Source organism: Chamaesiphon sp. VAR_69_metabat_338 (assembly GCF_031423935.1).
GTDB lineage: Bacteria > Cyanobacteriota > Cyanobacteriia > Cyanobacteriales > Chamaesiphonaceae > Chamaesiphon.
The window spans coordinates 1-11,992 of record NZ_JANPGM010000551.1 but is presented as its reverse complement, the minus strand read 5'-3'; the positions used below and the strand labels follow the sequence as shown (position 1 = coordinate 11,992).

At 46.9% G+C, this 11,992-nt stretch carries 15 protein-coding genes; 1 reads left to right on the top strand and 14 read right to left on the bottom strand.

Annotated features, from left to right (window positions below; genetic code table 11):
- Positions 1-28 precede the first annotated feature (28 nt).
- Together murB and murC are read right to left on the bottom strand one after the other, a co-directional pair.
- Positions 29-1,036 (bottom strand): UDP-N-acetylmuramate dehydrogenase, encoded by a 1,008-nt coding sequence (murB, locus tag RMO84_RS15220; protein ID WP_310489289.1) that lies wholly within the window; start codon positions 1,034-1,036, stop codon positions 29-31.
- Between the two features lie 165 nt (positions 1,037-1,201).
- Complete coding sequence (murC, locus tag RMO84_RS15215) at positions 1,202-2,626, bottom strand: UDP-N-acetylmuramate--L-alanine ligase (RefSeq protein ID WP_310489288.1); 1,425 nt, start codon at positions 2,624-2,626, stop codon at positions 1,202-1,204.
- 514 nt (positions 2,627-3,140) lie between these two features.
- Between murC and smpB the strand changes: the two genes are divergently transcribed.
- On the top strand, positions 3,141-3,614 hold the full coding sequence (gene smpB, locus RMO84_RS15210) for an SsrA-binding protein SmpB (RefSeq protein WP_310489287.1): 474 nt from the start codon (positions 3,141-3,143) through the stop codon (positions 3,612-3,614).
- An 87-nt stretch (positions 3,615-3,701) separates the two neighbouring features.
- Here the strand turns inward: smpB and RMO84_RS15205 are convergent, their stop codons facing one another.
- The 12 genes from RMO84_RS15205 to infA form a co-directional block, all read right to left on the bottom strand.
- Positions 3,702-4,442: a hypothetical protein gene (locus RMO84_RS15205; protein WP_310489286.1), complete on the bottom strand. Its 741-nt coding sequence runs from the start codon at positions 4,440-4,442 to the stop codon at positions 3,702-3,704.
- Positions 4,443-4,555: 113 nt separating this feature from the next.
- Complete coding sequence (prfA, locus tag RMO84_RS15200) at positions 4,556-5,653, bottom strand: peptide chain release factor 1 (protein ID WP_310489285.1); 1,098 nt, start codon at positions 5,651-5,653, stop codon at positions 4,556-4,558.
- Positions 5,654-6,141: 488 nt separating this feature from the next.
- Complete coding sequence (gene rpmE, locus RMO84_RS15195) at positions 6,142-6,393, bottom strand: 50S ribosomal protein L31 (RefSeq protein ID WP_310489284.1); 252 nt, start codon at positions 6,391-6,393, stop codon at positions 6,142-6,144.
- A gap of 130 nt (positions 6,394-6,523) precedes the next feature.
- Complete coding sequence (gene rpsI, locus RMO84_RS15190; protein WP_396133749.1) at positions 6,524-6,931, bottom strand: 30S ribosomal protein S9; 408 nt, start codon at positions 6,929-6,931, stop codon at positions 6,524-6,526.
- Between the two features lie 2 nt (positions 6,932-6,933).
- Complete coding sequence (gene rplM / locus RMO84_RS15185; RefSeq protein ID WP_310489283.1) at positions 6,934-7,383, bottom strand: 50S ribosomal protein L13; 450 nt, start codon at positions 7,381-7,383, stop codon at positions 6,934-6,936.
- A 156-nt stretch (positions 7,384-7,539) separates the two neighbouring features.
- A complete protein-coding gene (gene truA, locus RMO84_RS15180; RefSeq protein WP_310489282.1) occupies positions 7,540-8,382 on the bottom strand; it encodes a tRNA pseudouridine(38-40) synthase TruA in 843 nt (280 codons plus the stop codon).
- A gap of 77 nt (positions 8,383-8,459) precedes the next feature.
- The gene (gene rplQ, locus RMO84_RS15175; protein ID WP_310489281.1) at positions 8,460-8,810 is read right to left on the bottom strand and encodes a 50S ribosomal protein L17; all 351 of its coding nucleotides are present in this window, start codon (positions 8,808-8,810) and stop codon (positions 8,460-8,462) included.
- 255 nt (positions 8,811-9,065) lie between these two features.
- A complete protein-coding gene (locus RMO84_RS15170; protein ID WP_310489280.1) occupies positions 9,066-10,049 on the bottom strand; it encodes a DNA-directed RNA polymerase subunit alpha in 984 nt (327 codons plus the stop codon).
- A 158-nt stretch (positions 10,050-10,207) separates the two neighbouring features.
- A complete protein-coding gene (rpsK, locus tag RMO84_RS15165; protein ID WP_295616775.1) occupies positions 10,208-10,603 on the bottom strand; it encodes a 30S ribosomal protein S11 in 396 nt (131 codons plus the stop codon).
- Between the two features lie 293 nt (positions 10,604-10,896).
- Positions 10,897-11,280 (bottom strand): 30S ribosomal protein S13, encoded by a 384-nt coding sequence (gene rpsM / locus RMO84_RS15160; protein WP_310489279.1) that lies wholly within the window; start codon positions 11,278-11,280, stop codon positions 10,897-10,899.
- 157 nt (positions 11,281-11,437) lie between these two features.
- Positions 11,438-11,551, bottom strand: coding sequence for a 50S ribosomal protein L36 (rpmJ, locus tag RMO84_RS15155; RefSeq protein WP_015161734.1), 114 nt, complete (start codon positions 11,549-11,551; stop codon positions 11,438-11,440).
- A gap of 188 nt (positions 11,552-11,739) precedes the next feature.
- Entirely contained in the window at positions 11,740-11,967 is a 228-nt protein-coding gene (infA, locus tag RMO84_RS15150; RefSeq protein ID WP_310489278.1) for a translation initiation factor IF-1, read from the bottom strand.
- Positions 11,968-11,992: the final 25 nt, after the last annotated feature.

The following is an 11,992-nucleotide window of genomic DNA, read 5'->3' as shown; positions in this document are numbered from 1 at the left end:
CCCTAAAGCCTAAAGCCTAACCCCTAACTTAAAATTCACCGAGCATTTTCACTTCGGGTTCGAGTTCGATCGAGTATTGGGCTTTAACTTGGCTTTGGACGAAGTAGATCAATTCGCGAATCTCAGTAGCCGTGGCTTCTTTGTGATTGATAATAAAATTGGCATGGAGCGTGGAAACTTCCGCCCCGCCGATCCGATAGCCTTTTAGCCCCAATTCTTCGATTAATGCGGCTGCGTATAATGGCGAAGGATTGCGGAAGACGCTGCCACAGCTTGGGCGATCGTACGGCTGTTTGCTGTGACGTTTTTCTAAGTCGCGGAACGTACGAGATTTGATTTCTTCTGGTTCGCTAGCGGCATTGAGCTGGAACTTGGCACTTAGGACAATTTTAGTCTCGCCTTGGAGATTGGAAGTCCGATAGCTATAGTTGAGATCGGCAGTTGTCAGCGTCTCGATCGAACCGTCAGCGTTCAACACGTCAATGCTAATTAAAATCTCTTGGGTACTGTGTCCGTGGGCACCCGCATTCATCACTACAGCACCACCTAGCGTGCCCGGAATCCCCGCTGCCCACTCCATTCCACCCCAACCTCTGCGAGCTGCTTGCCAAGCTAGGCTAGCGACCATTTTGCCTGCATCTGCAACGATCGATTGCGTCTCGCGATCGAACTGAGTATCGATATGTCGTAAATGTCGAGTGCAAATAACCAAACCGGCCAAACCGCGATCGCTAATTAATAGATTCGATCCTGCGCCAATAATTGTAATCGGTAGACCTTGCTGTTTGGCCCAAGCCAGACCCGATTGAGTCTCGGCAAGGGTTTTGGGTTCGAGATACCATTGAGCCAATCCACCTACCTTCCACGTCGTCAAACCTTTGAGCGATACATCTGCGCGAATCGGGCAATCTGTAGGTGCTTCCACATCTCGATCGTTATTAGCTGCAACTGTGATTGGTTGTTGAATCTGAGTACTTAGAGCAGGTGCCGCAGCGGAACTAATGCTGCTGCGCGAACGATCTTGAGAAAGTGTCATGGTGGAAAGGTAAGGTAGTGTGGTGAAATCGGGGGTAGTCAATCGCAATCCGAATCGATTTTATTTAGAGCAGCTCGATCTATTTCAAAATAGAACCAAGTTGAGGTGGGAGATGTTGTTGAAAGCTAAGTAGGGTTCGTTGCATAATACACTAAATTCTCTAAATTAGGCTACAGTTTCTGGCTGGGGGATTCCAGCCGTGGTTTGATAATGCTCGACGATGCTCGGAATAATCTGGTTGAGATTTCCGGCACCCAGGAATAAACAGATGTCACTGGGCTGGAGGTGCTTGGTGAGGAATTGAGATACATCGGCCAGAGTCGGCTGGTAGCAAACATTCTGGTGGTAAAGACCGATCTGTGAGACTACTTTTTCGCCGCTGACAACACCAGTATCGGTTTCCCCTGCACTATAAATGTCTGTAATAATTACCAAGTCAGCATCTGCAAACGATCGAGCAAACTCACTCAGAAATTCCAAAGTCCGGCTGTAGCGATGGGGCTGGAAGACCGCAACCACCCGTCGCTGGGATCCGACTCGCAACCGAGCCGCCGCGAGTGTAACCAAGATCTCACTCGGATGGTGAGCGTAGTCATCGATGAAAGTAATGTCATTCTGATAACCTCGAAGTTCAAAGCGTCGTTTGGCACCATCAAAAGTAGCTAACCCATTAGCGATCGCTGGAAATTCCAAGCCGATCTTCCGACCGACGGCGATGGTTGCTAGTGCATTACTCAAATTGTGTTTGCCTAAGACCCCTAACTTTAGAATGCCCAATAATTTGCCATATTCATATATGTGTGCAGAAGTTCCTGCGGCATGATACTCAATGTTATCGGCGGTATAATCTGCAACCTGCCCTGGTTCGACACTGTACGACAGCGTAGGCTTGATGCGATCGCGCACGATCGCACAATCGACAGAACCGATCGTCACTTCACATTGCTGAGTGAAGGTGGTAAAAGTCTCGATGACCCGATCGAGACTCTTATAATGATCGGTATGATCCAATTCGATATTGGTAACGATCCCGATTTTGGGTGAGTGCTTCACCAACGAGCCATCCGACTCATCAACTTCCGCTACAAAATACTTACTGTTACCGATTCTGGCATTGCCATCCCAAGCGTTCACTTCACCACCCACAACGATTGTCGGATCGACACCAGCCTTCACCAACATATAGCCAATCATGCTGCTAGTTGTGGTTTTGCCATGAGTACCCGCGACACCGATACTAAAATACTCACCGATCAGTTTGGCCAAAACATCCGATCGATGGAATAGCGGACATCCCAACTCGATCGCGGCATTTAGCTCGGCATTAGTTTTGCCAATTGCTGTCGAGGAGACGATTTGAGGGGTTTGTCCCGACGATTTGTCAAAAAAATCTAAATTAGTTGCGTCTTGCTTGAGAAAAATGTGCGCGCCTTCGGCGGCCAACTTTTGAGTAATGTTAGTCGATTTCAGGTCGGAACCAGACACTGGCAATCCACGTCGAGCAAGTACGTAAGCAAGCCCGGACATGCCAATTCCCCCAATGCCGATGAAATGGATCGGACGTCCGCCAAGATCGATAGAACTAGCCATAATATTTTCTTACCAGCCAGATAGAATGCGCCGTAGTAACAGGTGCGATCGTATCACTAATTGTTTGTTTCCGATCGAACATCGATCGGGCGATTGCGATCTTGAATTTGATAAATATAGCTCCTTGTTAAAAATGTTCGATCTAGCGGGAGCCGTAGACGGAGATCGCAGTTCGACCGCTCGACCATCTGCGAAACGTTCGCGATCGCCAGTATGCGGATGCCACGATCTCCAATCCATATTTATCGTCTGTTATTAAACACAATATTTTTTAGCAGCGTCGCTTTTAATGGAATAACTATACCAAATTTCTTCAATTAGTCCAGATCTCTAGAAAAATTCACACTCTGCTGGTACCAATATGCTACAGATTTGCGCCTACATAGTACGCATCTATTGTTACAGTGCTCGATCTCTGAAATAATTGCCAGCAGATCGAGATCTCGCCGTCATCCTGCCTAAAAATTTCCACTGCTCGACTACCGTTTTTAACAGTCGATAGTAAAATGGAGAAATGAGCGAGCAAGAAAAATCAGACAGTATCAAAATTGTGGCCGACAATCGGCAAGCTCGGTTCCTCTACGAAATCCTCGAAACTTACGAAGCGGGGATTGAGTTAGTCGGCACCGAAGTAAAATCTATTCGAGCGGGCAAAGCCAATCTGCGCGATGGTTATGGCTTATTACGTCAAGGGCAAATCTGGCTGCTCAACGCCCATATTTCACCGCACAATAGCACGAGCGCATATTTCAATCACGAACCAACGCGTACCCGTAGATTGCTGATGCACAAGGCCGAAATCCGCAAGCTGACGGGCAAAGTCGAACAGCAGGGTTTAACTTTAGTACCGCTGAAGATGTATCTCAAGCGCGGTCGAGTCAAGTTAACTCTAGCCTTGGTACGTGGTAAGAAGCTTCATGACAAGCGGGAAGATCTCAAGAAACGCGATGATAAACGCGATATCGATCGAGCTATGAAACGCGGTTAATCACAAAATCTAGGGTAGGGGTAATTCACGAATTGCCCCTACCCTAGATTTTTTGGAAAATAGAAGTTATGCTCTGCTGTAGTTATTTTATTTAACTATAGCTTTTAATTTATTTCTCATTCTTAGAGCTGCTGTACCACCAATTAATGTACCGACAATGGTAAATGGTTCGGGAACACTTTGTGATGTTTGTTGAACGGTAGCATTTATTTTATCAAATGCTAACGTGTTAAGAGTACCATCGGTAATAGAAAGTTGTGAAGAGTTGCCATCTCTCAATCGAATTGTATCAAAACCTCCTCCAGTGATGGATAACCATCCGAAGGAAAGCATACTGCTGCCAGAAGATAGTACACCAGAAGCAACTAATGTCGAATTGTCTAGTAATTCATAAGCTAAGAAATCACCATCACTTCCTGCTGCACCTAGAAATAAACCTACTGAGTCAAAGTTCTGACCGCTTTGCAGCGATATTTGTGTGTATCCATAGTCTCCACTATTTGGGTACCAACTTTTACCATCTCCAGCACCGTTGCCATCATAGTTAGTCCACAGGTCATCAGGCTCTCCATTAACTTGTTGCATCGAGAACCCGTCAAAAGGAGCAGTGGGATAAGCAATGACACCATCAGGAAGTGGAGTAAACTCAGTTGCAAAATCAGGAGTAGTAATAGGATTCCCTGAGACAAACCCTATAGAAATTGCATTGGCCTGATTTCCGCCGATTAGACCAAACCCTAGTATTGAAACAACAACTGCAATTTGAGATTTTGCGATATGAGATGTCGCAAAATCTCGCACCAGATGTTTTAGGTTACTATTCTTCATTTTTTCCTTTCACTAAGATTATTTAGAAATAAGAACAGGGATTAACCGATATACTGTTTCGGCTAATCCCTGTTGATAATTAATAATTCCCTTTTCTGAGGAAAGAATTCACACTAGCTACCTGTAGAGGCTGCTAGTTCCGCTAATCGCTCTTGTTGGTCTTGAGAGATACAACTTTGAATTACGTCCTCAAGATCGCCAGTTAGCACCTTCTCCAAGCCGAAATTCTGCCCCAGTCGGTGGTCTGTGGCGCGGTTGTCTTTGTAGTTGTAAGTGCGGATTTTTTCCGATCGAGAACCAGTCCCGACTTGCGATCTGCGCATCGAAGTTACTTCTTCTTGTTGCTCGCGCAACTTGATATCGTACAACTTCGCCCGCAAGATTTGCATCGCCCGCTCTTTATTCTGGCGTTGCGATCTTTCTTCGGTACAAAAGATCCGAATTCCCGTCGGTTTGTGGAATAAATCCGCCGCAGTTTCTACCTTGTTGACGTTTTGTCCGCCCGCACCACCCGATCGAGCGGTACTCATTTCGATATCCTTAGGATCGATAAAGATCTCGACCTCATCGACTTCGGGCATGATCGCTACAGTTGCCGTAGATGTATGAACTCGTCCGCCCGATTCAGTTAAAGGCACCCGTTGTACCCGATGAACGCCAGCTTCAAATTTGAGTTGGCTGTATACTCGATCGCCTTTAATCTCCAGCACAGCTTCTTTAAAGCCGCCCATTTCAGCAAGAGATTCACTGACTAGAAAAACTTTCCAGTTTTGGGTTTCCGCGTAGCGAGAATACATCCGCACCAAGTCACCAGCCCAAATTCCAGCTTCATCGCCACCAGTACCAGCCCGAATTTCCAACATGATGTTACGCTCATCATTCGGATCTTTAGGTAGTAGTAAAACTTTAAGTTTTTGTTCGAGTTCGTTGCTTTTGGCTTCGAGTTCGCCAGCTTCGATGGTCGCCATTTCTTGCAGTTCGAGATCGTTGCCCGAATCTTTGACGAGCTGGCGAGTAGTAACGATATCTTCTTGAACTTGTTTCCAGGTTTCAAAGGTTTCGACAACTTCTTCCAGAGATGCACGGGCTTTGCCAATCCGTTGCATTTCACTGGCATCTCTAGCGATATCTGGATCGCCGAGTTTGCGGGTGAGTTCGTGAAATGTCTGTTCGACGGATCTGAGTTTATCGAGTAAGTATGATTCTGCCATTGTTTTAGAGGGTAGGTGTAAGGTGCGTTACGCTGGCGCGATAACACACCAACAAAAATTTAAAAGGGTCTAAGTTGGGTTGAGTTTTGCGAAACCAATATTGTGGTTAGCATCGATAGTTGAATCGCTAGAAGTGATAGAAGTGATAAAGAATGAATAGTCGCATATCATTTAATAATATTAGTTAAATAATTGATAATATTAAAGCTAGTTGTAAGTTGGATCGAGCGATCGCAAAACTCAACAGCAGCAATAATAAATTAATAATTAGGATTTTGTATCTTCAGAGAATCTGGTTGCTCGATCGATAATTATCGAATCTATTTACCTGTTTCGATCTGACAAATACAAGCCCAAATTTCGATTTTAATTAATGGGATTGTTGGGTTTTGCGATCGCTCTACCCAACCTACGATTTGTATAAATATTGAAAAACCTAGAGACGCGAAAATATCGATCGCACCCCTAGGTTTTTAAGATTATTTGAGCTATTTCTGCTCTTCAGCAGCAGCTTCGGGAGCCGGAGCAGTAGTATCGATCATCCCGTATTTCTTCAGGAAGCGATCGACCCGACCTTCGGTATCGATAATCTTTTGCGTGCCAGTGTAAAAAGGGTGATTGCCAGACCATACGTCTACACGGAGTTCTGGTTGGGTCGAACCAACAGTCATCACAACTTCACCGTTGCAATAAACTTTGGCTTCTGGGTACCAAGTAGGATGAATATCAGCTTTTGCCATGAGTCGAGTTGGGAGTAGGTAGTTGGGAGTTGGGAGTGGGTAGTTGGGAGTTGGGAGTAAATAGTTTTAATGCTGTCAACCGAGCGCAACGCGCTCTACTACCAACTCCCAACTGCCAACTATGAACTGATTAACGTTTCGAGTATTGAGGAGCTTTACGGGCTTTGTGCAGACCGTATTTCTTCCGTTCCACACAACGCGGGTCGCGAGTCAGATAACCTTCAACTTTGAGGGGTTTGCGGTTGTTGGGGTCGAGTTCGCACAAGGCGCGCGCTACACCCAATTTAACAGCATCCGATTGTCCGGTCAGACCGCCACCATGAGCGTTGACGAGAATATCGTACTCAGCTTCCAAACCCAGAGTTTCTAGGGGCGATCTCGCGGCGGAGATATAGCCACTCTGAAAGTTGAAATAGTCTTCGCCAGTTCTGCCGTTGACAACTAGTTTGCCACTGCCAGGGACGAGGCGGACGCGGGCGATCGCGGATTTCCGACGACCCGTACCCCAGTAAACTGCCTTTTTGCTTGCTTCTACCATGATTATGCTTTAGGAATAGTGTTGATGACCAAAACTTCAGGCTTCTGTGCAGCATGAGGATGCTGAGTACCTGCGTAGACGTTCATCTTGGTGAATAGGTGTTTACCCATAGAGTTCTTGGGTAACATGCCTTTAACAGCTTGTTCGATAATCCGCTCGGGGATCCGCACTTGCAGTTTAGCGAAAACTTCAGTTTTCATCCCGCCTGGGCGACCAGAATGTCTGCGGTAGATTTTTTGAGTGCTTTTCTTGCCTGTAACCTGAACTTTCTCGGCATTGATCACGATGACAAAATCACCAGTGTCGATATGAGGGGTAAAGGTGGGTTTGTTTTTCCCACGCAAGACCATTGCAATTTGGCTAGCGAGACGTCCGAGGCGTTGGTCGGCAGCATCGATGATGTACCACTTGGCGTCAGTAGCTTGAGTTGGTGGTAAGTAAGTTTTTTCCACGATCTTAATATCAGTTAGAGATTGGGTAGATCTTGGTGTTAGAAGTGTCTCTTAAATCAAAGAGAGCATCCCAACATTGTCGATCGAGTAGTTGTGACGGGTTAGAGTTTCAGTTGGGGATTGAGGATAATCAAACCCAACATTATATAAATATCCCTAATTAGTTGGCAATAAAAATTGGGGTTGGGCATCGTACCAGACTGACTTCGGAAAAGGTAAATCCGGATAACCGACGCGAAGCAGACATAACCCCTTAGCGGGAGCAGAGTGTCTGACGCGAGATCGCTGTTCGGATTGCCAAATGTTGGTAAATTCGGTGACTGCTAAATCGCCATTGCCGACCTGAATCAGCAATCCGACGAGCAGTCTGACCATGCCATACAAAAATCCATTTGCTTGGATTTCGATCTGGACAAAATCTCCCAATTGGTGACAGCCGACATCCTGAATTTCTACCCAGGAATGCGATCGACCCGAATCAGTCCGATGAAACGCCGCCAGATGATGGGTACCCAGTAAGGGAGCTACAGCGGCTTGCATCCGCTCGATATCCAGCGGTGATTGGTAATAATGCCAGCTATAAGGGCGGACGAACAAATTGGGTTGTCGTGCCGTATAGATGGTGTACCGATACCGTCGATAGAGTGCGGAGAAGCGAGCGTGCCAATCATCATTGACAGCAGCAGCAGCGCGGATGACGATATCGTCTGGCAATCGTGCGTTGAGCACAGATGCCCACCGCGTGGCTGGAATCACACTGGGATTATCGAAGTGGGCGACTTGTGCAGCAGCATGAACGCCGCTGTCGGTACGTCCCGCACCATAGATATTTATCGATCGACCGAGCACTTGTTCGAGTGCGCCTTCGATCTCAGCTTGGACGGTGCGACCCTGCGGTTGCTTTTGCCACCCACACAGGTGAGTACCTGCATATTGAATGACTAGGGCAACGCGTTCGGTTTTACTGTTAGTTATGAGTTTGTGGTTTCTTTTAGCCATTTCACAATTAACAGAGTTGACGATTGACTGGCTGTAGATCGCGAGAAACGATCGTTGCCACTTTCGCCGACCGAAGCCTACATCATTTCGATAATCGCCATTTCCGCATTGTCACCGCGTCTGGGCACGGTACGGACGACGCGAGTATAGCCACCTTGACGGTTGCCGTAGCGTTCGGGTGCTTCAGCAAATAAAGCATGAACGAGGTTTTGGTCGTAAATATAGCCTAAGGCTTGACGACGGGCGGCGAGAGTGCCGGATTTGGCTAGTGTGACCATTTTTTCCACTGCTGGGCGCATGGCTTTCGCCTTGACCAGAGTGGTGGTAATGCGACCGTGACGGATCAGTTCGGTGGTCAAAGACCGTAACAGGGCTTTCCGTTGGTCGGCTGGTTTACCTAGTTTGGGCACGCGGCAGCGATGACGCATGGTGTTTTCCTCGATTTGATGGATGTGGACTTGGTAAATCGATCGAGTTACCTAGGGTGTTTACCGTTCGGTAACTCGCGATTTGGTCTCGATCGAGCTACCATGGGGTCGCTACGATCGATTCTAAAAATTTGGTTTCGATGTAGCGACCCCATGAGGTCACTACAATCGATACAACCGATTCTGAAAAATTGCTTTCGATCAAACTACCGTGGGAGAGTGAGCCGAGGTTTCTCGGCTCACGCTCCGATCTCATCAGGCTTTCACTGATTTATCGTGAGGTAGTTTGATCCCCAGTCGTTTTTCGAGGGCTTCAATCACCTCCTCTGCTGACTTTAGCCCGAAGTTCTTAATTTCTAAGAGATCTTCTTGGGTGTAACCCATTAAATCCGAGACAGAATTAATCTGCGCTCGTTTTAGGCAGTTGTAAGCTCTAACCGAGAGATTTAACTCTTCGATCGGAATTTGGTTGGAGGGATCTTCTTCATCTGGATATTCTGGTTGGAAAGATTCCAAACTGATATCCTTGAGCGGATTGAGCAGATCGACCAAGATTTTGGCAGATTCACTCAAAGCCTCTTGAGGCGTCAGACTACCATTCGTCCAGATTTCGAGAATCAGGCGATCTTTTTCGACAGCCCCATCGATCCGGACATCTTCGCTAGTGTAGTTAACCTGAAGTACAGGCATAAATACAGCATCGATTTGGAGCAGATCCATTGCTAGACCTTGCTCGCGGAATTTGTCTACCGATCGATAGCCTTTGCCGCGCTCGATCCGAAATTCCATTTCCAATTTGCCACCCTCAGCGACAGTTGCCACATATTGGTTGGGATCGACAACTTCGACTTCCGAAGGTAACTCAAAATCAGCAGTAGTCACTTCGGCTGGCCCCGTCACATTCAAGCGACCGATTTGCGGTTGCGAGGTGTAACTCTTGAGTTTGACCTCTTTCATATTCAGCAGGAGTTCTAACACATCCTGCCGGACACCAACTAAGGTAGCAAACTCATGATTGACCGTACCTGGTTTAACGCCAGTTTTTTCGTCTCTAATTAGTCCAGCTACTCTTACCGCTGTAATTGCCGTCCCTTCTAAGTTGGACAGCAGTACCCGTCGGAGCGAGTTGCCGATTGTTGTCCCTTGACCCCGATCTAACGGCTCAAGGATGAACTTACTATATTGACTTTGATTTGACTCGGTCTTAGACTCGACACACTCGATCTGAAACTGCGCCACAGAGTGACCTCCCTACCCAGTTTGTACTTACTTAAACTTTTGACAGATTGCGGCGAGATTGCCAGACAATCTTTGCTAACCGAACGACTCATTATTCATCATTCCCGATTTTGGCGATTGCCAAGCTGGGTAATTCAAAAGATTGAGTGCCAATTAATTTAGACTCTGCGTCGTTTTGGCGGACGGCAGCCGTTGTGAGGAATTGGAGTGACATCGCGAATCAGGGTGATTTCTAACCCTGCACCTTGAAGAGCGCGAATCGCTGTTTCGCGACCGGCTCCAGGGCCGCTCACCATCACTTCCAGCTGCCGCATCCCTTGATCCATCGCTCGCTTGCCAGCACTTTCGGCGGCTGTTTGGGCGGCAAAGGGAGTACCTTTTTTCGCGCCTTTAAAGCCACTAGATCCGCTAGAAGCCCAGGAGATCACGTCGCCATTGGCATCGGAGATGGTAACGATCGTGTTGTTGAATGTTGACTGGATGTAAGCTACGCCGTTAGGAACATTGCGCTTCTGCTTTTTGGGGCCAGTCTTTTTACTAGGTTGTCGAGCCATGTCGGTCTATGTATTAGAAAATGTCAATGAGGTAATCGATATAAATATCCACTGCTGTCGGGTTCGCTTGCTAGACTTATTGCGCTCGATCGAATCAGATCTTCAGGTAGTATAGCCATCGATCTAATTTTTACGGTTGCCATCTGCCTAGTGAAGTTGTAACTGGAGCTATAGACACACTAATTGGCGAAAAGTAACATCTAGATCGATCGCCACTAATATTGGTGGAGAAGATTCCAAAGCTACTAATCGCCAATTGGCTATTGCTAGGTTGCCACAACCATCGAACCATGTTATTTCTTGCCGGGAGCTTTCTTCTTCCCTGCGACTGTAGCGCGACGACCGCGACGAGTACGGGCATTGGTGCGCGTGCGTTGACCGCGAACGGGTAAACCCATCCGATGTCTCCGACCCCGATAGGAGCCGATGTCTACCAATCGCTTGATATTCATCGATTCCCAGCGACGTAAGTCGCCTTCGATCTGATAGTCGCTTTCGACGCGCTCCCGGAGGAGGGCGACGTCAGCATCGGACAAATCTTTTACTCGCGTATCCGGATTTACACCCGTTTTTGCTAATACTTCTTTCGATCGGGTTAAGCCGATCCCAAAGATGTATGTCAGACCGATCTCCACGCGTTTGTCGCGAGGAAGGTCTACACCTGCTATGCGTGCCACACTTGTTTCTCCACTATACTTTGCTCTTGATTTGGTCGACCGGAATGAAAAGGTCTGGATTGGGACTGAAGCAACTCGCCCAACTCATCGTTTTCACTCGATCTCCATGTAATCTCATCTCGGTGTCAATGACTAACTAGCAACCTGGACTAGTCATCTAACCTTGACGTTGTTTATGTTTCGGGTTGGCACAAATGACCATAACCCGACCGCGCCGACGAATGACGCGGCACTTTTCACAAATCTTTTTGACAGACGCTCGGACTTTCATGCCAATTTTGTCAACACTGCAAGCTTAATATTATAACATTTTTCAACAAATTGTCATATCGATCGCATGACAATTTGACTGGGGACGATCCACCAGATGGGGGAGCTGCGAGTTAGATGCTTACTCAGCAACGATTTGAGCAATTTCTGCTCAAATTTCTCGATCGATCTAAATGGCTATTTGGATAACTATTTTTTATTCCGCAGTCGGTAGGTGATGCGACCTTTGCTCAGATCGTAAGGGGTTAGCTCGACCTTGACGCGATCGCCCTGAAGAATTTTAATATAGTTGCGACGAATTTTACCGGAAATATGGGCTAGAACGTTAAACCCATTATCTAGATCGACTCGAAACATGGCATTAGGCAAGGCTGCTGTCACCGTGCCTTCAATTTCAATCAAATCTTGTTTAGACAAGTAATATTTACCTCAAATACGATAT

What these genes read in the sequence shown, in the direction of transcription:
- murB (WP_310489289.1), bottom strand. Translation starts at nt 1,036, where the DNA reads ATGACACTTTCTCAAGATCGTTCGCGCAGCAGCATTAGTTCCGCTGCG.
- murC (WP_310489288.1), bottom strand. Translation starts at nt 2,626, where the DNA reads ATGGCTAGTTCTATCGATCTTGGCGGACGTCCGATCCATTTCATCGGC.
- smpB (WP_310489287.1), top strand. Translation starts at nt 3,141, where the DNA reads ATGAGCGAGCAAGAAAAATCAGACAGTATCAAAATTGTGGCCGACAAT.
- RMO84_RS15205 (WP_310489286.1), bottom strand. Translation starts at nt 4,442, where the DNA reads ATGAAGAATAGTAACCTAAAACATCTGGTGCGAGATTTTGCGACATCT.
- prfA (WP_310489285.1), bottom strand. Translation starts at nt 5,653, where the DNA reads ATGGCAGAATCATACTTACTCGATAAACTCAGATCCGTCGAACAGACA.
- rpmE (WP_310489284.1), bottom strand. Translation starts at nt 6,393, where the DNA reads ATGGCAAAAGCTGATATTCATCCTACTTGGTACCCAGAAGCCAAAGTT.
- rpsI (WP_396133749.1), bottom strand. Translation starts at nt 6,931, where the DNA reads ATGGTAGAAGCAAGCAAAAAGGCAGTTTACTGGGGTACGGGTCGTCGG.
- truA (WP_310489282.1), bottom strand. Translation starts at nt 8,382, where the DNA reads ATGGCTAAAAGAAACCACAAACTCATAACTAACAGTAAAACCGAACGC.
- rplQ (WP_310489281.1), bottom strand. Translation starts at nt 8,810, where the DNA reads ATGCGTCATCGCTGCCGCGTGCCCAAACTAGGTAAACCAGCCGACCAA.
- rpsK (WP_295616775.1), bottom strand. Translation starts at nt 10,603, where the DNA reads ATGGCTCGACAACCTAGTAAAAAGACTGGCCCCAAAAAGCAGAAGCGC.
- rpmJ (WP_015161734.1), bottom strand. Translation starts at nt 11,551, where the DNA reads ATGAAAGTCCGAGCGTCTGTCAAAAAGATTTGTGAAAAGTGCCGCGTC.